Raw genomic sequence first — 23,973 nt, 5'->3', positions numbered from 1 at the left:
ATGCGAATCAGTGACCTGCCGGCGGTGATCCGAGCAAATGTCCGCAAAGGGATCGTCATTCCGGCTCAACCGTTAGCACTCGATGCAAATCGACGCTTCGATGCGAGATACCAAACGGCTTTGACCCGGTACTTTATCGATGCAGGTGCAGGTGGAATTGCTGTAGGCGTGCATTCAACACAGTTTGCGATTCGTGACCCAAAAATTGGACTGTTTGGGCCGGTACTCCGTTTGGTGTCAAATGTGATCGACGAATACGGAGCAGCCAAGGACCGAGACATTTTCAAGGTAGCCGGGGTCTGTGGACGAACCGAACAGGCGATCAAGGAAGCGTCCTATGCGGTGTCGCAGGGCTACCACGCCTGTCTGCTAAGTCTCGCCGCGTTAGCCAACGAAAGTATGGAAACCTTGCTAGAGCATAGTCGCGAGGTCGCCAAAGTGATGCCTGTGATCGGATTCTATCTGCAAACTGCCGTGGGGGGTCGCGCCTTGCCCTATCGATTCTGGCGTCAGTTCGCAGAAATCGAAAATGTGATCGCGATCAAGATGGCCCCCTTCAATCGCTATCAGACGCTTGACGTTGTCCGAGCCGTTTGTGATGCCGGGCGTGAGGACGACATCACACTTTACACCGGAAATGACGACAACATCATTGCGGACTTAATCACCGAGTATCGAATCGCAACCGATTGCGGACGGAAGCGAGTTCGTATTCGTGGAGGGTTGCTCGGCCATTGGTGCGTGTGGACTCAAACGGCCGTCCGGCTGCTTGATGAGATTCATGCGGGACTCGCATCCGGCGACGCCGTCCCGGCGGAATGGCTACGGCGGAATGTTGAAGTTACCGACTGCAACGCCGCCTTCTTCGATGCCGCGAATCACTTTGCTGGTTGCATCCCTGGTATACACGAAGTTCTGCGTCGGCAGGGTTTGTTACCAGGAACATGGTGCCTGGATCCCAACGAAGTCCTGTCCGCTGGACAATCGCAGGAGATCGATCGCGTGATCGCCGCCTATCCCCATTTGAACGATGATTCCTTCGTCCAAGAACACCTCGATGCGTGGTTGTCCTAGCTCGCGCAGCATTTCTACTTTTTTCGTAGCCTTTTGTATGCAATCAGCTTACACCGATAGAGTCAAAAGCAGACTGCGCACGTTGGAGTCGTAGGCTTTAGCCGATTGCGTGCTGGATCTTTGCTTGATCGGCTAAAGCCTACCACTCCAACGAATCATCCGGGCTAGCAGCCGACAAACGGCCAGCCCAACGGTTCGCGAGTGGGCTCAAGGTATCGAACGAGCCTTCTGACTGCCAACTTGCGATCGTCTTTCACTTTATGGCTGACGCCGACCGGCTTTGCGACAACAGCGCATCAAGCAGTTCATCGATTGCGACGGTTGCGAAACTCGATGCGTAGTCGGACATGGCGTAGGGCAGAATCAGGTGACCATTGTGAATGACAGCTCCGCAACTGTAGACCACATTTGGCACATAACCTTCTCGCTCGTTTTCATTTGGCGTCAACAAGGGCTCTTGCAAGCGACCGATGACCCGGGACGGATCATCGAGATCGAGCAAGATGGCACCAATCGTGTACTTGCGCATGGGGCCGACGCCATGCGTCAGGACCAACCACCCCTTATCGGTTTCGATAGGTGGGCCGCAATTGCCCATCTGAACAAACTCCCATGGATTGGTTGGACGGAGAACGATCTCTTTGTGGTGCCAAAAGTAAAGCATGTCGGAGTACATTAAGAAAAGATGCTCGCCGTCTTGGCGGGAAAGCATGGCGTAATGTCCGTTGATTTTGCGAGGAAATAGCGCCATCCCTTTATTCTCAATCGCCGGTCCGTTGAGCGTGTGCATTTTGAAACGAAGAAAATCTTTCGTCTCAAGCAACTGTGGCAGCACCATCTTGCCATCGTACGCGCTATACGTTGCGTAGTAACGCAAACTTCCATCGTCGTCCTGGAATTGGACAAAGCGAGCGTCCTCGATCCCGTTCGTTTCGGTGGGCCCGAAGGGAAAAATCAGTCGCTCGGACAGAACCTGATCGGGGGTGTACTGGATTTCATAATTGGATTTGGCAAGCATCACCACTTGTTGAACGAGCGGAGCAAGCTCGTTGTGGTGCATGCGATGATCGCGAAGGATTGTTTGCAACGAGTGTTCTAGTTGTTCGAGTGTGAAGTCATGGTCGAGCCGCGAGAAAGCCTCGTCGATGAACGGGCCCCCAAGCTCAAGTTCAATCATTTTTCGGCGAAAGAGCGACTTTTCATAGCTTGAATCGGGGACAAACTCGGGTGTCGTCACGAATTTCGCGGGTTCATCGACGACGATCTTAAGGTCTTGATCAATGGTAACGGTGCGGAATGTAATCGACGAAATGTGCCCTTCACCAACAGCTCGCACACTGAGCACAAACTGCGTTGTGAGTTCGGGAAGGCCAGATTGATCGGGGTGACGGACGAGCGAGGGATTGAACAACGCAGCGGATTCGAGTGCGTACTCTTGGGTGAAATAGGCTCCCATCAACAGACGACGACTTGGAGTCAACGGCGTGTCGGTCAACAAGTGCCCCCGCATGGCCCGGAACCGTCCTTCAAAAAAGTCCTTGGGACGTCTGTGTCTGCCATGGAATTCCGACATGACTTGATCAAGCAATGCGTTGACTTCCGCTTCGGTTAGCATCGACACGCGGCCAATCAGTCGCAAGATGCGGTCGTCGCCTTCGGGTTGAAAGGGACGTAGGACGACACGTCGCTTGTTCGGTGACAGGACGATTCCGGTTCGTTTAAGTTGCATGATGGCCGACTGCTGCGGCTTCCTTACGACGATGCGATGGGTTGCTGAAGGCTTTGGAATTCTGCGCTGCGGATGTGACTTGCGTTGATTGCAGTCGCTGCATCTCGGCAAGCGAAAGCAAGAATGCGAGCGTCGATTCCGCTCCCTGGTTTTCATTGACCCGATGTTCCATCAGCCCATCGAAGCATCCTCCGTTGGAAGTGTCATAGATCGGCTTTCCTAGATCATTTCGTCCCAAAAACCAGTCAAACGCCAAATGCGCTTGCTCGCACCAAAATGGGTCTTTGCTGACTGCATAGGCGTCGACCGCGGCGGACACCATCGAGTGAGCTTCAATGGGCTGTTGGTCGTAGACCGCGGTTCCGCCGACACGGCTGAATCCGTTCGAACCGATTGGCCGAAAGCGACCATCGGGCGAAAGTTGCTTTTCGCATAGCCAACGCAGAGAACTCATGCCAATCTCAACAGCTCTGGCGTGCTCGAATCGGCGCCCGCTGACGTTCAATGCGTGTGACAGTTTCGCATTGTTGTACGATGCGACATCCTCGAACCATGGCCAATCGTCGGTCGCCGTTCGGTCGTACAAGTCAACCAGCTTTTCGATCAGCCGGATGCTCATTTGCTCTGCCGTACGGTCGCCACCCAGTCGTTGAAGATACTCATCGATCCCGAGCAACGCGAGTGCCCAGGTACGCGGTGAAGTGGTTTGCTCGCAGGCGGGCAACGCCTTGTGAAACAATTCCATTGCCCAACCTTGAATCCCGCGCCGACGGGAACGGCCCACGCAGGTGCCCAGTGCCCACAACGCACGAGCTTGCGAGTCATCGGAGCCATCGGTTTCTAACCATCGACGATCAAAACTCATAAAGTTACGAAAACGCCCTGAGTCAGCATCGAACGCCATGTTCAAGAACGAAGCGTACTTCGATGCGAGTGCATCGACCTCCAATGAGTCCTTTCCCAATTCCTCTAGCAGTACCGTCAGGATCAGTGCCCGTGCATTGTCGTCCGTGCAATAGCCGTGGGTGTGGTCGGGAATCGAGTAGACGGCGTGCTGAATGATTCCGGTTGAGTCGGTCATCCGCATCAGATGCTCCAGGTTCATATGGGGAAGCGCCAGAGGCTTTTCCTCAAGGGTTCGGACGGCATGCGGCTTGACTTCGCTGCTTCGACTCTTCCTGGCATCGCGAAACGACTGTAGGTAGATTTCCGCTACCTGGTCCCAAGTCATGCTGCGGCCCATCTCGTAAGCATCGCTTCGCATCTGAAGCCGACTCGGCTCGTCCTTCAATAGACCGATTATTTCCTTCGCGATGGCTCCGGAATCCGCAAACGGTACGATCACACCTCGACCGTCTCCCAGCAATTCCTCAGCGTGCCAGTAGGGAGTCGAGATGACGGCTTGGCCAGAGCCGAACGCGTAGGCTAAGGTGCCCGACACCGCTTGTTCGACATTCAAATACGGCGTGATATAGAGGTCCGCCGCCCCGATAAACTGTGTCAATTCGTCGAGTTCAACAAAGCGGTCATAAAAACTAACGTGACGAGCGATGTTGAGCTCTTTCGCCATTCGTTCGAGACCGATGCGGTAGCGTTCACCTTCACTGCGCACCAGGCTAGGATGGGTCGCACCGAGTACCAAGTAGATGAAGTCTGGAAACTCCCTCGCAACTTTCGGGATCGCTTGTAAGACGTATTCGATTCCCTTGTTGGGGGAAAGCAGCCCGAACGTGAGTGCGACTTGCTTTTCAGCGATGCCAAACTGTTCCTTCAACTGTTTTTGGTCGATATCGGGTCCGTCGGGAATTCCATGCGCGATCAAATCGACCTTCTCTGCCGAAACTCCGTAGGTATCACAAAGTGTGTCGCGACTCCGCTGAGTCATCACGACCAGACGCGAAGAGAGTTCAATCAATTGATCCATCACACCGCGTTGTACCGAATTCGGTTGCGACAACACCGTATGCAACGTTGATACAACCGGAATGCGGACATCTCGCAACAACGCCAGTAGGTGACTCCCGCCTGGCCCGCCGTAGATTCCAAATTCGTGCTGGAGCGAGATGACATCGACGTCGCTGAAGTTCAAAAAATCCGCCGCCCGGCGATAAGACTCGATCTCTTGTTCAACAATCTGAAATCGCACTTCCGATCGGTAGGCGTAGCCGCAATCAAGGTCATCGACAGGAACCACCAAGCATTCCGCCTCGGACGCCTGTGCGATAGCACAACGAAGGTCATGGGTAAACGTAGCGATGCCACACCTGCGAGGGAGGTAGTTGCCGACAAACGCAATTCTTTTGAAATCATCAATAGCCATTTGCTGGCCTCCAGAATGTGAAATGAGTTAGAACCTATTCGAAAAGGGGTCTGACCCTCTCTTGGTCTGAGCGCATCGGTAGCGAACTCCATTGGAAAACAACGAGTGTTTGAGCAATCGAAACGTCGGTCGACAAAGGGTCAGCCCCCTTTTCGGATAGATTCTTAGTTCCAATGCAGCGAGTCCAAGAGGGCTTGCTTTTTCATCGTGACAAACGCAATGCTTGTGTCGGCTGCGCCGTAATAGAGATCGATGCTCTCGCCGGCATCGATCATTGCGGTTGGAAAAACGACGTCTGGTACAAACCCGGTGGTTTCGTAACTCGTTGTTGGAAACAACAAGGGGGCAGAGGATCGGGTCAGCACACGGCTGGGATCATCACGGTCCAATAGCAGCAACCCCGCAGAATACACGCCTACTTGGCCCGCAGCAGTCTCGCTCGCGGGCCGGCTGCAACCGTGATATGCCAGCAACCATCCTTCATCAATCAGAATTGGCGGCGTACCGGCACCGATTCGATCGCCTTCCCAACAATGGCAACCCGCGACCAACGGCGCGTGGTCACCCCAATGAATCAAGTCGTCGGATCGGGCAAGCCAGATTTGCGGCGGGCTGAATCGCGAACTCGGATTTGGCCGGTGCAGGGCGTAGTACTGTCCATTGATCTTGCTTGGAAAAAGGACAACGTCCTTATTTTCGGGAGGAAAAATGATCCCATGTCGCTCAAGGGTCAGCATGTCGTCACTCGACGCGAGCACCGTCGCGACACCGGTTGGCGACACCGCAACATAGGTTATCCAGTACGTTTGATCAATTTGTGTGATCCGAGCATCTTCGATACCAAACGACTCGAGTGGCGAATTCGGTAGAAAACGTGAACCGAGTGACCATGGATCAGCGCTTCCACGCTTTCTGCGAAACACTTGCAAGTATGAGACCGAGGTTAAACGCAAGCATCCATCGACCTTGGTTTTCACGACACGAGAATCAATCGATTGCAATTCGGCGTTGGCAACCCAATCGACGGTAGAATCGCCACCGCTGGTCCATCGCGGCAATCCGGTGAATCCGCGTCGATCCTCAAGAGGTCGCTCTGCAATTCGTGCGAGCATCAACACATCGTCATCGATGTAAATTACGCCCGGATTGAAAACACCGATCACTTCGAAAACATCGTTTGTCGGTTTGATATCAGCAGGGCTGAGCAATCGCTTTTTGGTCAATTGCGAATTCATCGGCGGTCCTCCAAAAGGTTGCCCGACCATTCGAATGAGCGACGCGATGGCGACGACTCGGGCGTAAGCCGCAGCAATGGTTCGCGAATTTCAAGACCCCTTAGCGGGCAAGCAAAATCGACACCTCCCGCTTCCTGGACTAGTAGGTATTGGGTTTCCTAACCTCTACCTGCAATTGATCAATTACCCGCCGGATTCCCTGTACGCCGTTGACACAGCGAATGATCGGCCTGCGCTCGTGTTCTTGCTTGATGGTTCCTGTGACCGTAGCATCACCATCGCGAACAGTCGCACCAATTCGAGTCGAACCGGCACATTTTCGTACGATCATACGAAGCACGTTTTTTTCTAACGTCTTGTCAGGAACTTTGTTTCCAAGTGTCATGATCTAATCCAGTTAAGGGGAGACGAGGTCCGGCAAGGACTCTTCCAGATGATAGGCTTTTGACTGCTCATCTCGAGTCAGCCGGAACGAGACGGCTACATGCTTCGATTGATTGACCTGCGATTCCAAAACGGACTGCATCGTCGCCGCGTTCAGTTGCAACGCATTCGGGCCCGCCGCATCGACAACAATGAGCAAGATCGCATTGCGTGCGACCTCAAGCTGATTTCGCAAATAGCCTTTCACCAGTGGATAAGGCGTGAGCGCTAATTCAGATTGGCTGCAGAAGGCGTCATAGGGATGTTTGTCCGAAAATCCATAAATCGCAACACATTCCTGGCCGCTGCGGGGTGACACCAACGGTGGGCCAATGCGATGTTTTCCGTCGAGCAAAACGTAATGAGGAGTGTTAACCAACGGTGCGTCCATCATGTATCCTCAGTTCAGGATTCTTGTGACTGTGCTGTCCTGGTCGCGCACGCAGCTTGCGTAACTGTCCGGCACGGAATGCATCCGCAAGCGATGCTTGCACATCGACCTCTGCCATCACAAGCTGTGCCTGGCTTTCCGAGACCTTGGCTTTCATCTGCTGCTCTTTTGCGACAGCCTCGGCGCGACGAACCTCAGCATTCGCCCTTGCAATCCGGATGTCAGCATTCGCTTGGTCGGACTGAAGCCTCGCTCCGATGTTTTCTCCGACATCGATGTCGGCAATGTCGATGGACACGATGGCAAAGGCGGTGTTTGCATCCAACCCATGAGCCATCGCGTTTTTTGTTATTTGCGAGGGCATCTCAAGCACCTCCCTATGTGTCCGGGCCGATCCGATCGCGGTGATGATTCCTTGGCCAACCCGTGCAATGATGGTTTCTTCGGTCGCACCTCCGATCAATTGCTTCAAGTTCGTTCGGACCGTCACGCGCGCTCCCACAAGCAGTTCAATACCGTCCTTCGCGACGGCGCTGAGCATTTTCCTGCCATGACCGTCCTTGTCGGGACAATGGATCACTTGCGGAGAGACGCTGGTTTGAACGGCGTGCAGGACATCACGGCCTGCAAGGTCGATGGCCGCAGCTCGATCAAAATCGAGATCAATACCAGCACGGTGCGCTGCAATGATGGCTTTGACGACGTTCATGCAATCGCCGCCTGCGAGTACGTGGGCCTGCAACCGATCGGTACTCATTCCGCTTTCGCGATCAATCGGTAAGCCCGCCTGACGCACCATCACTTTTGCGGTGACAATCATCCGCTGATTGATACCCAGAAGACTCATCACAATCAGGCTCTTCATTGAGACATCCGCCCCAGACATGTATGCCTGAAACCAATACGATCCCCACTTCGCAAACATCGCGGCCAGTAGCAGGCCAATGAGGAATGCGATGATCGCGAAGCCAATCAGGAATTGTGGCGCGGTTAGCAGCCAAATGCTTGACATCCTATCCATTGCAACTGCCTTCAATCATGGCGGAAGCCTATTGGCTCACCGAGAGAACCAATGCTCTCGATGCAGCCTTCATTCGCCCAAGCTTGAGCGGAGTACAAAGCAAAGTCAGCTTTTGAGTCTGACAACATTTTGTTCTTGATCGCATCATGTGACAGCATGCTGCGAGAACTTTCTGAAACAAGTCGTGATAGCCTGTTATCGAATGAACGAGCCGGTTTCTTGTAACCGCCTTGTCACGCGTTTTGACTCCGTTTGCGGGAACCAATTTCTGCACATCGCTCTCGAACCGATCGATACGGCATCCCGGCGTTCAGCTCATATCGTTCAGCTCGAACAAACCAAAGCGAAAGGCCGCCCGAATTGTGAGACACCACTTTCGACGATCGTGGGGCACGTACGCCGAGTGATCCTTTTCGACCAGTCTTCTGCCAACCTCGGCTCTCCATGACGATCCGCACCAACACACCAACGGCTTGGCGAAAGCGATTGTTGCGACGTGTTTCTGCTCGCCCGAGAAACTGATTAATCTCTGGTTGGGCTTCCAATTCACGAACCACACCTGCCAAAGGTGCACGGTCGTGATGCAATTCCGCTTCCTCCATTCGTCGCTGTCGATCCGCGTCACTAAAGAAATGGAGGACCACGTCGAAAGGCTGTTTGGGATCGTTGACCACGTCCGAAAACGTTTTCCCTTGCGAATCGCTCAGAAACTCGGTCCTTGAAATCGTCCCCGCCATCGCATGCCTGTCGAAAAAGGTTGTTCTGGAGATACAAATAATGCACCTGCAAACATTGTAGGCTCCGCGGCAGATTAGGCAATGGAGAATCCATCAAGATTCGTCTTTGAATTAGCTCAAGCGATTGACCAATGGTTGTGCGAGACTTGGGAAATGGGTTAGCAACTCGCCAAAGGTTCGGCGGACGGCTTGGGAACGACAGGCGGTGGTGACCGTGCGGCAGAGTCGTAGTTTGGTGCGAAGCTGGTTGGTGAGCTGCCGCTGCCATGCTTGACCGATTAAAGCCGAATCGCCAGAAACGGAAATCAAATCGGCCGCCGCAATTCCACCAGCCAGCGCCCACGTCATCCCTTCGCCGGTAAACGGCTCGACATAGACGGCTGCATCGCCGATCGCCAACACAGGGCCGTTTCCGAACTGTCGTGTTCGCCGCAGTGGCGGCGTGGTGGAAACGACCGACGGGTCCTTCCACGTTGGCAGATCGAAACAGCTGCGTGAAAGAATTTGCTGCATTCGAATCAGCGGATTGCCTAAGAGGTTTGCCTGAGAACCGCTGCGAAGCGCGGCTGCAACGTCGACACGACCATCAGCAAGCCGGACCATTCCGACATAACCATCGTCATCACATGCCATGTAGATCGTATTGGGTTGTAACGTCGGATCCTCAATCGTGCAGGATACGCCAAACGGGCCATGGGGTTGTTCGGACCAGGGGAGAACCTTGCTCAATCCACCAGCCGACAATCCTGCCGCGACGACAACGATGTCAAATCGCCGCTGCGACACACTCGCCCTTCCCCTTAACTCAACGTCCACTCCGTCTGATTCGACTTGTCGCACCGTTCCACTCGTTTCCGTCATCACGATTGCACCCGCGTTTTGGGCCGCATTGAGCAACAGCGGGTCGAGGGCTTCTCGCGAGATGGCCAGTCCCGCTGGGATCGGAATTTCAACGCGTCGAGTGCCCAAGGAAGCAACCCATCGGTTTGTCGGCGTCCCCAAATCACGCACCGCGTCGGCGAGCGAAAGTCGGTCGAGTAGCCGCAATCCTGCAGCACCCAAGCAACAACCGCACGCTTTGCTGCGAGGGAACGCTAAACGTTCTACCAATTCCACGTGAATACCGTGGTGCGCTAATCGCAGTGCACAGGTGGAACCTGCTATGCCCCCACCAATCACGAGAACGCGGAATCGACAATTTGATGGGGTCGCTTTCGTGATCATCACTGGACCTTGATCCAATCCAAATGGGGACACGGTTGACATTCACTCCTGTGCAGCAGGCAACATCGCAAGGAATCGACAAGGAAAAACTCTCGCAACCTTGATGCGAAAGCCGACGGCCTGTTCCACAATCGCATGGAACTCGTTGATCGTGTAGGCGCCCTGAACACTCAATGCCGAATCGGTGTGAACGACTTTCGATCGAGTCACAAGCCTGGCGCCAACGCTGACCAGTGCGAGATTCAGTCGCGTACGCTCAAGATCGCAGATCATCACCCGTTCTTTGGCCGCTGCATGCATCGCCCGAACCAATTGAATTGCGTTAGGATCGTCTAAATGATGCAGAAATAGCGAATTCGTGATCACCTCAAAATCGGTCGGCAACGCTTCGCTTAGACAATCTTGTTGGATCGGCGAGATCGTCACGCCAGCCCTTTTCGCTCGCTTCAACTGCTCCTCGATCGCGACGCTGCTGATTTCGAGTGTCGATAGATCGAGCCGAAGTCCATCCTTCTTTGCCCGCAAGGCCCATGCGATTGGCAAATCCGCGGAGCCTGACGCAATATCCAAAACACGAAGTGTCGTTTGTTTGTTTTCGATGGCCAACTGCCGAATTCGCCGATAGATCACGCCAGCAATTCCAGATAAGCCATTCAAACGCGCAAGCCCATTGAGTGCATGCTGATGACTCGCCTGGGGCAGGTCATCTTGATCCATCAATTCAGGCTGGCGATTCCTGGGGAAAGTGCTTGACATCATTATCAGTTAATTCTTGGTCTGCGTTGGTTGGTCTAAGCTAATCGCTAGATCGCAACAATGCGGCTTCAATCGTCAACCCCGGACCGTATCCTAACATCACATACGGGCCAGCAATCTGTTTCCGCTGCAATTGCTTGAGCACAAACAAAACGGTCGGCGAGGACATATTGCCGTATTGTTTCAGAACATCACGCGATGCACTCAGGTCCTCCTGTTTGAGCTGCAATGCAGCTGCGGTCGCATCGAGTATTCGAGGCCCGCCCGGATGCACTGCCCAGCCACCAATATCACTCAAGCCGTAGCCCTGTTTTTCAAGCCACGGTGAAAGCCAATCAGGTAATGATTCTCGAATGATCTCGGGGACTCTCGGTGACAACGTCATCTCGTAGCCGTGATCCGAAATTCGCCAACTCATCATCGACTCCGTTCCAGGGACCACGAACGAACCCGACGCGACATGTTCGAGTTGTGGCGTCGAGTCAGGTTGCCGGTTTTTTGACGCAACAAATGCAGCAGCACCGTCGGCGAACAGTGCGTTCGAGACAATCCGTTCTGGATGCCAGCCGTACTGATGATGCAAACTACAAAGTTCGACTGCGCACGAGAGCACGCGATGGTTCGGATCGGCTTCGACAAAGGCGTTTGCAACACGAATCGCATTCATCGCACCGTGACATCCCATGAAGCCAATATGGGTGCGAGCGATATCGGGCGAGAGGCCTAGCTCTCGAACCAATGCAATGTCAAGGCCTGGAGCCGAAAAACCTGTGCAGGAAACCGTAATGAGATGAGTGATCGAATCGAGTTCCATGCCGCTCGCCACGATCGCTTTTCGTGACGCCGACACACCCAACTCTGATACGTAACGCTCGTAGGCCTGCATCCGAGTGGCCGTTGTAGGCCCGCGATCGTGACGATCATGGGCAAGGGTGTAAAAGGTTTGATTGATCGGATCCGCAGCCCCCCCGTTATGACTTCCGCTGGGCTCGAGGAGCACACTGTGCCGCCGCTGGACCGTTGTGCGGCGGTACAAAATCGGCAACAGACGCGATTGGGCTTCCGTCGGACTGCAGAATTCAGCTGCGAGCGTCGCAGAGTCTGTTTGGCTGATCGACACTTTCGGCGTCTGAGTGCCGAAGCCGTTATAATAGAAACTCATGCTTTTTGTCGTGCCGGTTGTTTGTCGTACCGGTTGTTACGAGAAGTGGTTGTTCGAATAGGTATGGGACGGATCTCTCGGATCAAAATACTTGCCGAGCGGCCCTAGCAAGATCGCAGGCAACCGAACCAAGTCGCCTACAAGTGCCGCAGCAAGCAGCACGACCATCATCCAAGCGAACCTCGCCATCGGAACAAAAGCGCAAAACGCGAAGAGCGCCAAACCTGCACCACAAACCAACGTTGTCTGGGCCATTGCACGACCACAATGCCCATGAGCCCGTAAAACCGACTCGCCTCGGCTGAGCCCAGCATCAAGCCTGCGATGAAGGAACGTGAGGAAGTGTAGCGTATCGTCAATGGCGACCCCCATCGCCACACTGGCGGTCATGATCGATCCAATATCAATCGGGTGTCCGATCCAGCCAAGCGGTCCGCATCGTGTCAGAGCGGGAAAATACGATGGGAATCATCGACAACAACCCCGGGGACAACCGTCAACAAGACCACCGCGGTCTGTCACACCTCTATTTGAAACTTGCCGCGAATTTGGCACTCGGGATCGGTGATTTGGAGTGCCTTTGCAGATGCTCAAACACTCGCTCGGGGCTCCTCAGAATGGGGCCGCCCCTACCGTCACGCCGTCGCTTCGACCCATTGCTTCGACCCATTGCAGGGTGCGGGCCGAAGCGACGGCGAGGCGGAAGGGGCTCAATCGAACCATTTTTCAAGAAAGGAAATGCATCGGGCTGGCAAAGTGATTATTGGTATTGGTGACTAAACCTTCCAGTAACCAAGTGCCAACTCGATGCAACTAAAGACTATCTTCAATCGCGTAACGAACTACAAGCCTTTTGTCGTCGATCATGTTCAATTCGCTGAAAATGATTCGACTCTGAGCATTGAATTAACGATGCGTCGAGTGAACTGTGCAACCTGTGATGTGAAGGTGATTGCCAAGAAGGTGCCTCACGCGATTCATATCCTGGACCGTTTTCACGTCATGCATCGGCAGGTAAGTTTCTTGATGCTTGGTGTACTCGCGCGATGAGAAGCAAAATCGATCCGATGAAGGATTTAGCAACGCCGCTCCGCAAGAAACGCGAATTGCTGCTGAACTGGTTTCGAGCCGGAGGAACGTTGTCATCCGGCGTTGTAGAAGGCTTTAACAACAAGCTAAAACGGATTACCAGAAAATCCTACGGTTTTCGCACCCAAGAAGCTTACGAAGCAGCGCTCTATCACAACCTTGGCGCGCTGCCTGAGCCAAAATTCACCCACAGATTCTTCTAAGGAAGCTTAAGTTATTGATTGAAAAAGACTTACAAGATTTACCCCTCCCGCTGCGCGGGCAGGGGTGGTTGGATACCTCGACACTGTGTTAGTCACAACTTAAATACCGGACGACCTCCGAAGCGGGGAGGTGACAGCAACGTAACTCCTCGTAATACCACGACTTATTAACTGAACGACTTGCCCTACGACTTGCATCCCAATTCTTAGCTGGGACAATGCACTGGCCGAAACATTCATGACTTCATCAAAACGTATCGCGACTAATTATCTTTGTTTGGTTCCCACCACAAGACTTCCCATGCACACCTTACGCGACCTGGTACTTCTACTGCTTTTCGTTTCCTCAATCACACCCGCGTTTGCGCGTGATCCGGAATCGCTGGACATCGTCAGCGACCAGTACCCACGGGCGTTCTTTTTTCGCGGCAGCGAAGGTGCTCACAGCACACACCTCTACCCGTCCTACGAATCATGGGAAGGGGTGTTCAACCGACTGCAGGGAATCATCGGTAAGTGTTTAGACGAAGAATGCCTTGGCCGCGAAGCTCGTAACCCGGAGTTCTTTACCCGCTTCAAACGCGAACACCCCGGCCAAGCGGTTCTGTTGCATTTCAACGGCAACGCCCGCGATCCGTTGTATGAAACCGAGAATTTTTTTCCCGGCCATTGGGTTTATGACGAAGCGACTTTGGTTCTCGGCGATGTGCCAGCGGAATCGGGCGAGTCGGTGATTCATGTCGCTGATGCCTCACGGTTCAAAATCAATACGGGTCGGTACCAGAACAGCAATGACGATATCGCACTGTTTGGTATCACCGCGGATGGAAAACATGATTGGAACCAGTGTGAACAGGTTCAACTAATCGACATCGACACAAAAGCAAATGCGATTCGAGTGCGCCGGGCGTGTTACGGGACCAAGCCCTTGGCGTTTTCGGCCAAGTCGGCTCGCGCTGCTGCTCATACCAGCGAAGGACCCTGGGGCAAGAACAATCATTTGATGTGGTACTACAACTATGCAACGCATTGCCCCCGAGATGCCGAGGGGAAGACGTGTGCAGATCGCATTGTGGATGATTTGGCTCGGTGGTTCGGGCCAGGCGGTAAGTTGGCCGCATTCGACGGACTGGAGTTTGACGTGTTGTTTAACCGCACGCACGGTGATACCGATGGCGACACAGTAGCCGACGACGCCATCATCGACGGCATCAATCAATATGGAATTGGTGTGGTAGAGTTTGCACGTCAGCTGCGAGAACGACTTGGAGACAATGTGATTCTGCAGGCTGACGGCGCGCTTGGTCCCAGTGGTTCGGCGAGCCAACGAGCTTGGCAGATCTTCAACGGGATTGAAAGCGAAGGCTGGCCAGATCTTCGAGACTGGGAATTCGATGATTGGTCCGGCGGTCTGAATCGCCACTTTTTCTGGCGTGACAACGCTCGCCCCCCCGTCTTCAACTACATCAACCACAAATGGGTCCAGAGCGTTCCGGGGCAACCTGGTGTGACCGAACATCCTCAGGTGCCGTTCTCAAGGCATCGACTGGCGTTCGCAGCGGCTCAGTTTTTCGATGCCGCCATCTGTTATTCCTACGCGCCGAAAAAAGATCCCGATGGGAAAATGGGCATTTGGGATGAGCTTTGCTGCGGCAACGAGAACAAATTGGCCTGGCTAGGTCGCCCGCTGGCGCCCGCCGTTCGCGTCGCGACCAGACATGAAGACTTACTCTCAGGCTCGGGGACGGGTCAGAGTCTGGCCCAACGCATCCAAGGCTCTGTTGAAACGAAAGCCACCCGCGATGGCGTTCAAGTCACCGCCGCAAAGGCGAATGAGGCCGACATCGAGTTTCACGTTGGCAATGTTCCAACCAGCGGAAGCGATTTGTTCGTTTCAGTCAAAATGAAAGCGGCTTCGATGAACGACTATCCGTCAGAAATGGCCCGCTTTGCCCAGGTCGGTGTATCGGGCGGCATGATGGATCTGTTGGCAAAAGAGCCAATTGAAACAGGCATGAAGATACGATCGGAGTTGCAAGAGCAGCCGCTTGATCGGCAAACCGGTGCCGGCGTGAGCCTTCGCAAGGCTGAACTAGACGGCCAATCGATGCCGGCTGTGTTTACCCATCCGCCCTACCGCGGTGCCAAGGGATACACGTATTGGACACAGGAAGCGACCATTCCGCCCCATAGCGAATTGCATTTTTCGATCGGCATGGGCGAATTGAGCCCGCAGCGTTCCGATGGTGTCATGTTTCAAGTCTTTGCCGCCGAGGTCCAGCCGAGTGGATTGGGTGAATATGTGCCCCTTTTTGAAGCGACAACCAACACGCACCAATGGTTACCGCAATCCGTGTCGCTTCAATCGTTGGGCGGGAAACGCGTTCGCTTCAAATTCGTTGCCGATTGTGGGCCGAAGGACAATACAACGACCGACCAAGCGTACTGGGGTGGCGTTCGAATTGTTAAGGAAAACACACATAGGAACAACGTGACCCCGTTCGCCCAGGCTATGACTTGGGTGAACGAAAAAACCTTCGAATCCGGATTCTATTTTCGTGATATTCGCTCGGCCGAAGTCGATCTTTCGTTCACGGTAGAAAGCAGCGAGCCGGTATGGATTGAATCGATAACGGCTCACGCACGTCCCGACGTCATCTACCGCATCTTTGAGCATGGCATCGTGCTGGCGAACCCCTCACGCAATCCGTACACCTTTGACTTAGACGCGATCAGCCCCGATAAAAGCTACCGACGCCTACAAGGCAGCGCGAACCAGGATAAAGAGACCAACAACGGTCAACCGGTCGCCGGTCGCGTCACTTTGGGCGAACGGGATGCATTGTTTTTGCAGCTTAATTAGTCATGGGCTACCTAGCTGGACTGCTAGCTGTCTCGGCGACAACCAGCTTTTGGATTTGCGAGCCGATTGGATCCAAACCGGTGAAGTACCAGTCTTTGGAATGGAGATCGCCTTCAAGAGATTTTTTGGACAAAACGCTCAGAAACAAGCCGTTATGATGGGCTCCGATTTTGGGACGGCCCACCTGCGGAACGGTGGGGGTCAACCGCCTTGACTCGATCGCTTTCGGGTCAATGATTGCTTCAGGCTTTCCCCACCCCGTGGCTGGCCTGGGCATTGTCGCTTTGAGGTAGTGCTATTGAATCTTCGTCGATTGATCGAGAGTCTCAAAGAAGAGTTGCCAGGTGCGGGAGACATCAATTTCGCTGACTCGCAACATGTTCCCGTACGTCCGATCCTTGTCGAATCCAAGGTTGCGTCGCAACAACGGCGCTGGAACGGTCTCCATTTTGCACAGCGATGGGTCCATCAACCAAGCGATATCGCCCATATCAAAAAAACCTTTTGTCGCTTTGGCAAACTCTGGCTTTTGATCTCGAAATTCATGCAGGAATTTTCCGGTGGCTCCCATCGGGGCAAGTCTCGATTTGGTTTCGTCGTAGGGAATCGTCAATTCGGTTCCGGTGTCGAACCAAACCAATGGCACACGGCTACTTAGCAGGGTTTGGACGGCAATGACATCGCCAACCACGTTGAATTGAACCGTGCGTTGGGGCCAGTATTGGGCGCACCGAGCATGAAAGATAACGCGAATGTTGGGTTTGATACTCGGTGCCTGAAGGATCGCACTGGCGGTATTGGTGGCCGCACCCAGCACCACGACCCACAGCGGTTCTTGCGGCGATGCTTGCCGAGCGAGTTTGATGATCAAATCCGCACCTTGGCTGGAGGTGGGAACGCCCGTGTACTGCATTGGATCGCCGCCACGCGCCACTGGAAATTGATCTTGGTTACCCGATACTTCCAATAGTTGCTGCAACAGCTCGTACGATTGATCCGTACTGTCGGGCCCGGCCCACTGGGCGAAATGGGTGGCCACCATTCCCTTCAATTCAAATCGATCGTTCGCGGCGAGTGCGAGCGTGATGGCGTAAAGGTCATCGATTTCATTCGCGACGTCGCTGTCGATCAGTAGCGGCAATCGTTCACCAGCAGCGGGAACTTGCGGAACCCCCCGTGTCTCCGAGGGGTTGGAGCCAGTTTCGGCCGAGTCAGACTTCTGGCCGAACGACGATTGTAAGTTGATCGTCATCACCGCGAGCGTCACGATGCCCGGGCCAGCTAGATGCAATAGAGACTTCGTCACAGCTCTTGCCTTCAAGTAAGTGTTCACTCCTGTCTCCCAGACCCGGACGCGCGTTTGAATTGCTCCGACAACGCGAACCATTTTCGCAGAAGCTGTTCTCGCTTGGTAGGTGTTACTGTTGGCGTTTTCTCGCGTTCGTTCGTTGAATGCTCGACGCTCCATCCGTGAAACTCGCGGAATGCATGATAGGACCAATCCCATCTTTGCTGTTCGAATAGCTCAATCAGATCTATGAGGTAACGGTATGCCGACTCATCTGGGGCCCAACGGATCGCACTGAATTCGCCTACGTAGATAGGAACATTGAAGTCACGCTCAAAATCTAGTGCGGGCTTCATCGACTCGAGCAACTTCGCCCTGTCCCAGTAAACACCATCGACTTTGCCTGGATAGACAAGGCCGTTTGGATATCGATCTTTCTGTTGGAACTGATGCGTGAATGAGTGAGGCTGGTACATGTGGAAACTGTAGATAACACGATTGACATCCAACGGCACCATCTCATCAAAGCCATTACAGCTTCCCCAAGGTCCTGGTTCGAAGACGACCGGTTTCCCTGGATCAATCTGGCGAATCGCCTTGGTCGCCTCCGTCGCCAGCTCTCTCCAATCGAGCAGCCCGTCGGGTAGCAAGCCAGGCTCGACCGGTTCATTGATCAAGTCGTACGCATAGATGATGTCGCGACCTTTGTAACGCGTTGCCAATTTACGCCAAATGTCAAGAAACTTATCTTGATACTGCTTTTCCTGAAACATTCGGCAAACCCCTCCTTCGCCGCGGCCACCCGGCGGGCAGTGAAGATCCAACAGCATAGCGATGCGATATTTCTCGCATGCATCGACCGCTTTGTCGGTGTCATCGAGAATGCTATCGAGCCAATCGTCATAGGCATCCAGGTCCTTTGCCCATTGTTCCGCCGGTTTCATCGGAGTCCAGTTCAGCTGCCAACGAATTTGGTTTGCACCCCACGCTGCGAGATCTTCAAAGCTCTTTTCATCAAAATCTGGCCCATGCATGACGCCGCGAAGCCGCGGAAGGTTATGCCCACGGAAGGGAGTTCCCAGCTGCTTCGCCTTTGATTGCATTCTACCCAAATCGATCCGAACTTTATCGAACCAAACAGTCCCAGTGCATTTTTCCAGGCCTAAGCTGAGCGTCAATTTGCGAGTGTCACGCGGAAGGCGGATCGATCGTTTTGCAGTAGACCAGTCAAAACTTTTGTCGGGCAAGCTTAGTTGCGGGTACTCGATGCCTCGATCCGTTTCCACAACGAGCATGACTTTGACGCCGTTGTGATGGTTTGGCTTTTCGCTAACATTCTCGGCTTTGATCTTCGCCGAAAGCGTCACAAGCTCGGGGACCGGTCCGTCGATTGGAATTTCTTGGCGACACACGGCAGTGCCACCCGGATTCGGTTGCGTGATCCTAAGTGCACCGGATGAAATTGCAAAAGAGTCTGACTCAGCGCCGGACTTGGACCAATCACTCAGCGAAGACGAATCCTCGAATGCAGCCACAAACAGCTCCGACGCATTACATAGCAAACCGACAGCGAGCTGGATGAATACGAGTGCGAATCGCAATGCGGTGGGTTTCATGGCGGCGGGTGGGGAAGGCAGGTAGGGAGGTTGGGGTGACCGACGTCAGCCGACGACCACACGAGTGGCAAACCGCGAGTCGCTACCAAATAGTTTATCAGATTGTTGGCGAAGGGTAGGGTAGTTCTGCCATCGACCCGTCGGGGGGCGTAGGCAAGGCGTGGCCATCATCTTTCAGGCTTAAGCGTTTCTCGCCAATTGGGATGCTGTTCTTTATAGGTCTGGAAGTCAACATACTCGATGCGATCGATCTGCCCGTTCGCATCATCGTCAATCACATCAAAGAGCCACTTCCATTCTGACTTTGTTCGCAAGCCTTCATCACGATTCAGACCGCTGGTACTCATGCCGCCAACGTGTCTGGTTTGATCCAGCAGAACAACGGACGCACCTTCACGCTTTGCCGCGATCGCTGCCGCAATTCCTCCTGGCGTACCGCCATAGACCACGACGTCATACGAGGCTTTGTCATTGGGCGTATCGACCTTTGCGGGTCGGATTTTTTGAACAGCAAGCGCTTTGGGTGCATCGTCGGGATAGCATCGTTCCGGCTCAGGTATCCATGACAGTTCGTCCCACGATTGATATGCGTTTAGGAACGTGACGGCTCGCGTGGCGAGAGCGTCAATGTTCGGCGTGATCGCTCGCTCAGCACCGTAGCAATTCAGTTCCGTTCTCAAGTCATCGACAGTGATGAGCAAAACATTTGGCTTAGCCTTCACCGTCTCAGCATTACAGGCGACAGCGACCAACAAAGTCATGGATAAAACCGACATTCCCCTCACTGTCATCTTCTCCCGGTTATTTGACATTTCGCAGTGATTTCATAAGGAGCCTAGCTGGACCGTGATCATCAAATTTTAGGGTAGTGGATTTCGCCAGAAATCCGTAACTCAAATGTTCTGAGGGACTTCTGGCGAAGTCCACTACCTCCCAACTCGCAGCTTTAACCTTGACGGTCCACTCGCAACGTCATTCTGCTTTCGCTGCCGCAATATAGCGACTCAATACCTCGATGTTTTTTGCAAGGGTTCGCATCGAGAGGACATTTCTCGTCGGATCGTCTTCGCCGTGATACTTTAACCGTGCGGTTTCGCTCCATGCACCTCGCAGATCCAGCCGCTGGACGACTTGTTCCGCATCGGATGTCAACGTAGGTGTCATGCGAAACGGTTGTGATAATTTCCTCTGGATGGGTTTCCAGGGCTCACCAATTGTTCTTTGATACTGTTTCTCGATTCGCTCAAGATTTGATCCCACGATGAATGCATAGTGCGTCGGCATGTCGTCGCTGCCATAGGTCAATTGGTAATCCATGGTAAAGAACAGTGGATTGTTTGTCCTTAGCTCATAAAAGCGTGCAAGTCGTCCGTCCGCCAGTTGAGATCTTTTTAAATAGGCGATTGCCTGCGGAATGGGGTCCAGAAACGTTTTGTCACCTGTATGGCGATAAATTTCCAGCAACGCTTGCAGAACCTTCTGCGACTCGCCGCCGGTAATCGCGGGCGGTTCGAATTTGCGAGCCCACGCCGGTTGCATCTTTGCGTTGTACTGTTGCGCCCATGCTGGTTGCGGGTCGGGCATTTGCGATAACAAAATGAATCGGCCCGCACGCACAGCGGACTCAAAATAGCGATGCTCGTCGTAGATTTCCGCCGCCTCAAACATCAACTCAATCGTGTCAACGATCGTGTTGTCGTTATAGGTATAGTACTCCTTGTAGTCGGATTTCGGGAATTCTCGCGACCACGATTCGGGATAGCTTGCTTTCAACACTGGATACTCGGCAGCCTCAGGCGGTCGATCGAATCGTTGTGGCCAAGCTCCGTTGGGATACTGTGCATCAACCAGATGCGAGAGGGCGTAAGCGGCGGCTTCATGGATCGATTCATTCTTGAATTGAAACGTTGCATCGGCACGCATCAGAAAACGAATTGCGGCTTGGGAGGTATTGTCATCAAGCGTTGTTACGTTGCGTTTCTTGTCTGCCGGACCGTCGACACGGTAGGCATAACGCGATCGTTCTTTTGGGGCAAACTCGATTCGGTAGTCCCAGCCACCGGAATGTAATTGACCACGAACGAGGCACATCGCGGTCTCCTTGACTGCATCAGCCAGGTACGACTGCCTAGTCCGCTCGTACGCCAACAACAGTGCTTCTCCGACCGCTGGCGTCCCAGGCGGTTGGACCCAGACCGTGGTGGAACCAACTTTGCCTTCTCCTTCACGTCGCGAGAGATCATCGCTGTATAGCCAAACATAGCCACCATCCGTGGATAGCTTTCCACGCAAAAAGGTGACCGCTTTTTGTAGCGACCGCTCTGCCTGGACCAATGACAGCGGATTGGATTGGTCCGATGACGCATCAAGTGCCGTCGCGTTGGGCGTACTGTCTACTAGACAGACAAAGGAAAGTGCAATCAGAGCGAAGCGTGTGTGCATCGGGAAGCTCGTGGTTAATAGTTGGTCCGCGGAGTGACGGTATCTTAATCTTGACTCTTCCGCGGGGCAAATTCGATGGTCCATCTGGGGTTATCTTGGGTTTGGTAGAACTCTCCGTATTGGTAGAACTCTCCGTAAAGGAGAACGATCATTTGCTATTGATGCCTTTCCAGTGCGGCTTGGCCTGCTTACACCACACGACCCCCTTGGGCCCGAGCTTGGCGTTTTCGCTGTCACCCTGGATCAGAGACTCAGGCATGCTGCCGACGCGTTCCGCAAAGGTCGTGGGATCGAGCAGTGAGGCGTCGAATGCGGGAAAGGAAACTGCAGCGGTAGTTTGGGGTTCGAGGGACCGGAGGGCTCACGCCCTGCCGCTAAAACCTGTAGCGGAACGGCGCGAGCCGTCCGGTCTCACCCTAATTTTTAAGGCTCATCCGGCGGAAGCGCGCGCAGGAGGTTTTCGAGGCATCTCTCCGGTGTCCCATCATTGCTGGCAGGAGCTATTTTCACTTGTTATCGTGCAGTTGCCGGTAGAAACGGAGTCGAGCTCTGCAGAGTTGCAACTTGACAAGGGATATCCCGGTCGACGGTGCGCCAAGGGTGCTACCGGTTCCCTGCGGACGACCGACCGTCGGGGACTCTTTTCTAAGAGATCATTGGACACCGGAGCCATACCTCCAAAAAACCTTGAGTCTGGGTTCCGCGCGCTTCGGTCGGATGAGCCATTTTTAATCTGGACAACGCACTAGGCTGTGATTTTCATGGCTTAGCCCAGACTTCACCTCACTGCCGCTATAAGAGATGCAATAATGTGTTTATCTTCTTAGCGACCGTTAGATCTTGTCGCCTTCACGGCGTCCGCCCCCTTGGTCGCTCGGGCGGCTGACGATGTTGTTCAAGAAGCTTTCGCCTAGGACGAGTTTGCCGGCAAGGATGTCCTGTTCAGTAATCTTTGACAAAAAGATGGTGTGCTGGCCGATCACGCCACGCCCCTGGTCGTAGACAATGTAGATGGAACCGTCTTTGCTGAGAGCCGCCGAAGGATAGCTGATTTGACCTTCGTCGCATAAAAGTAGTCGATGTGTAAAGGATTTGCCGTCGTCGTCACTTAGGTAGGCGGTCATGCGGGTGCGCGCGGTCTTAGGTTCTTCAAGATCGCATTCTTTACCGTTGTCGTCGGTATAGTAGTATTTGTTCTTGCCCTTTTCCGCTTTCACTTGGACGTCATTTGCCACTAGCAACACTCTTCCCGAAGGGAGTGTTTTGAGGATGCACTTTGTGTTGATCGAGAACTGCATCGGATAGTAGCCGCCCAGCTTCCAAGTCTTACCGCCGTCAAAGGACTCGGCAAATTTCTGTCCTTTCTTGGCGCGGTAGAAAGTGAAGAGGCTGCCGTCTTTTCGGATGATGGGCATTTGCTCCGCAAACGACGCGTCATTATCGACGGGGAATTCGGAAACAAAGATCGGCTTGCCATCGACGTCTTCTTTCAAAAAGCGAATCCTCACCTTGTCGGGCTTGCCGACAAGTTTGAAGTCGTCCATCGAGCGCATAACGGTGCCGTCAGGAAAAATGAGCGGCTTCATAACGGAGATGTTTTTGTTTCCAAGCAGTCGCGGCTCGGTCCAAGCGGTGTATTCGCTTTCCGGGTCGAGCATGGTGAATTCCCAGGCAGACGAGGCGAATGCGTCCTGGCCTTTGAAATCGATGTTCCTAAGGCCGATGAAGCGGATACTGCCGTTGGGATCTTTCCACAGCATCGGGTCCGATGCTCCCCCGCCGAGCAGCTCGCTGGGGTCGAAGACAAAGACTTCTTTCCAAGTCTTGCCTCCGTCTGCGGAGGTCGAGATGACCGAGAATTGGTCGTTGTGGTACGGCGCGCGTTCGGCTTGGACATTGGAGCCAAACCATGTTGCCCAAAGCCTTCCCCCCTCGGAAATTTCTACCTGCGGGCAGCCTTGAAAGATCCTCAGATTGATGCGGTGCTTGTGGTAGGGTGGTTGTCCTTCGAAATTGACTTTGATCAGCGACGGTGGCGTCTTCCCGGTAATTCCGTAGGGAAAGTTTTGCGACACCTGTTCGGCAAAAGGTAAGGTGGTGTCGCCCAATACTGTCTCTGGGTCAACCGTTTGGGCATGGAGAGCCGAAGCGAAACTCGACAGCAGGCCGGTGACGAAACCGCAAGCCATCAAGGATGCGGCCGGTTGGCGAACAAACGGAACTTGGATTGGCATGGTCATTCTCTTTCCTTTGTATTGATTCCTGACGATCTTACCTTGTTTGCTACCACGCTGCACAGAATCATTAGGGTTCGGGCAACGAATGAACCGTGTGGGTGGACCGGACGCCCCGCTTATCGCGCCGGCCAATTCCAACCACATTGGCTGAGGAGGTTTGCGT

General features: G+C 53.7%; 20 protein-coding genes. 4 read left to right on the top strand and 16 right to left on the bottom strand.

Features of this window, described 5'->3' with window-relative positions:
* Positions 1-1,074, top strand: coding sequence for a dihydrodipicolinate synthase family protein (locus tag Poly41_RS29535; RefSeq protein WP_146530974.1), 1,074 nt, complete (start codon positions 1-3; stop codon positions 1,072-1,074).
* 253 nt (positions 1,075-1,327) lie between these two features.
* Here Poly41_RS29535 and Poly41_RS29530 read toward each other — a convergent pair whose 3' ends face one another.
* The 11 genes from Poly41_RS29530 to Poly41_RS29480 form a co-directional block, all read right to left on the bottom strand.
* Positions 1,328-2,803 carry a glycoside hydrolase family 130 protein gene (locus Poly41_RS29530; protein WP_146530973.1) on the bottom strand — a complete coding sequence of 492 codons (1,476 nt, stop codon included), beginning with the start codon at positions 2,801-2,803 and terminating at the stop codon, positions 1,328-1,330.
* Positions 2,793-5,123, bottom strand: a complete 2,331-nt coding sequence (locus tag Poly41_RS29525; RefSeq protein WP_146530972.1) for a glycosyltransferase family 4 protein — start codon at positions 5,121-5,123, stop codon at positions 2,793-2,795. Before Poly41_RS29525 ends, Poly41_RS29530 begins: the two co-directional genes overlap by 11 nt.
* A 164-nt stretch (positions 5,124-5,287) precedes the next feature.
* Positions 5,288-6,358 carry a glycoside hydrolase family 130 protein gene (locus Poly41_RS29520; RefSeq protein ID WP_146530971.1) on the bottom strand — a complete coding sequence of 357 codons (1,071 nt, stop codon included), beginning with the start codon at positions 6,356-6,358 and terminating at the stop codon, positions 5,288-5,290.
* 139 nt (positions 6,359-6,497) lie between these two features.
* Entirely contained in the window at positions 6,498-6,743 is a 246-nt protein-coding gene (locus Poly41_RS29515; RefSeq protein WP_146530970.1) for a BON domain-containing protein, read from the bottom strand.
* 12 nt (positions 6,744-6,755) lie between these two features.
* Positions 6,756-7,175, bottom strand: a complete 420-nt coding sequence (locus Poly41_RS29510; RefSeq protein WP_146530969.1) for a hypothetical protein — start codon at positions 7,173-7,175, stop codon at positions 6,756-6,758.
* Positions 7,153-8,184 (bottom strand): flotillin-like FloA family protein, encoded by a 1,032-nt coding sequence (locus tag Poly41_RS29505; protein WP_390621503.1) that lies wholly within the window; start codon positions 8,182-8,184, stop codon positions 7,153-7,155. Before Poly41_RS29505 ends, Poly41_RS29510 begins: the two co-directional genes overlap by 23 nt.
* Positions 8,185-8,426: 242 nt before the next feature.
* Positions 8,427-8,930: a hypothetical protein gene (locus Poly41_RS29500; RefSeq protein WP_146530967.1), complete on the bottom strand. Its 504-nt coding sequence runs from the start codon at positions 8,928-8,930 to the stop codon at positions 8,427-8,429.
* A 111-nt stretch (positions 8,931-9,041) separates the two neighbouring features.
* Positions 9,042-10,154 (bottom strand): NAD(P)/FAD-dependent oxidoreductase, encoded by a 1,113-nt coding sequence (locus Poly41_RS29495; protein ID WP_231616054.1) that lies wholly within the window; start codon positions 10,152-10,154, stop codon positions 9,042-9,044.
* A 42-nt stretch (positions 10,155-10,196) separates the two neighbouring features.
* The gene (locus Poly41_RS29490) at positions 10,197-10,913 is read right to left on the bottom strand and encodes a methyltransferase domain-containing protein (RefSeq protein ID WP_146530965.1); all 717 of its coding nucleotides are present in this window, start codon (positions 10,911-10,913) and stop codon (positions 10,197-10,199) included.
* Between the two features lie 37 nt (positions 10,914-10,950).
* Positions 10,951-12,072: a type III polyketide synthase gene (locus Poly41_RS29485; RefSeq protein WP_146530964.1), complete on the bottom strand. Its 1,122-nt coding sequence runs from the start codon at positions 12,070-12,072 to the stop codon at positions 10,951-10,953.
* A gap of 36 nt (positions 12,073-12,108) precedes the next feature.
* Complete coding sequence (locus tag Poly41_RS29480; protein ID WP_146530963.1) at positions 12,109-12,462, bottom strand: hypothetical protein; 354 nt, start codon at positions 12,460-12,462, stop codon at positions 12,109-12,111.
* A gap of 417 nt (positions 12,463-12,879) precedes the next feature.
* Here Poly41_RS29480 and Poly41_RS29475 point away from each other — a divergent pair, with 417 nt between their 5' ends.
* The 3 genes from Poly41_RS29475 (at position 12,880) to Poly41_RS29465 (ending at position 16,227) form a co-directional block, all read left to right on the top strand.
* Positions 12,880-13,122 (top strand): transposase, encoded by a 243-nt coding sequence (locus Poly41_RS29475; protein ID WP_146530962.1) that lies wholly within the window; start codon positions 12,880-12,882, stop codon positions 13,120-13,122.
* Positions 13,119-13,364: a transposase gene (locus Poly41_RS29470; RefSeq protein ID WP_146530961.1), complete on the top strand. Its 246-nt coding sequence runs from the start codon at positions 13,119-13,121 to the stop codon at positions 13,362-13,364. The genes Poly41_RS29475 and Poly41_RS29470 overlap by 4 nt, the downstream gene beginning before the upstream one ends.
* Positions 13,365-13,665: 301 nt before the next feature.
* The gene (locus Poly41_RS29465; protein ID WP_146530960.1) at positions 13,666-16,227 is read left to right on the top strand and encodes a hypothetical protein; all 2,562 of its coding nucleotides are present in this window, start codon (positions 13,666-13,668) and stop codon (positions 16,225-16,227) included.
* 295 nt (positions 16,228-16,522) lie between these two features.
* Here the strand turns inward: Poly41_RS29465 and Poly41_RS29460 are convergent, their stop codons facing one another.
* The 5 genes from Poly41_RS29460 to Poly41_RS29435 form a co-directional block, all read right to left on the bottom strand.
* Positions 16,523-17,560 carry a nucleoside hydrolase gene (locus tag Poly41_RS29460; RefSeq protein ID WP_197231802.1) on the bottom strand — a complete coding sequence of 346 codons (1,038 nt, stop codon included), beginning with the start codon at positions 17,558-17,560 and terminating at the stop codon, positions 16,523-16,525.
* Positions 17,557-19,131: a glycoside hydrolase family 5 protein gene (locus Poly41_RS29455; protein WP_146530958.1), complete on the bottom strand. Its 1,575-nt coding sequence runs from the start codon at positions 19,129-19,131 to the stop codon at positions 17,557-17,559. The genes Poly41_RS29460 and Poly41_RS29455 overlap by 4 nt, the downstream gene beginning before the upstream one ends.
* A gap of 167 nt (positions 19,132-19,298) precedes the next feature.
* Complete coding sequence (locus Poly41_RS35210) at positions 19,299-19,907, bottom strand: FAD-dependent oxidoreductase (RefSeq protein ID WP_231616048.1); 609 nt, start codon at positions 19,905-19,907, stop codon at positions 19,299-19,301.
* A gap of 196 nt (positions 19,908-20,103) precedes the next feature.
* Complete coding sequence (locus tag Poly41_RS29440) at positions 20,104-21,573, bottom strand: pectate lyase (RefSeq protein WP_197231800.1); 1,470 nt, start codon at positions 21,571-21,573, stop codon at positions 20,104-20,106.
* A gap of 833 nt (positions 21,574-22,406) precedes the next feature.
* Entirely contained in the window at positions 22,407-23,807 is a 1,401-nt protein-coding gene (locus Poly41_RS29435; RefSeq protein WP_197231799.1) for a sialidase family protein, read from the bottom strand.
* Positions 23,808-23,973 lie beyond the last annotated feature (166 nt).

This window comes from Novipirellula artificiosorum, from assembly GCF_007860135.1.
Lineage (GTDB): Bacteria > Planctomycetota > Planctomycetia > Pirellulales > Pirellulaceae > Novipirellula_A > Novipirellula_A artificiosorum.
This window is presented reverse-complemented; position numbering and strand designations above follow the sequence as displayed.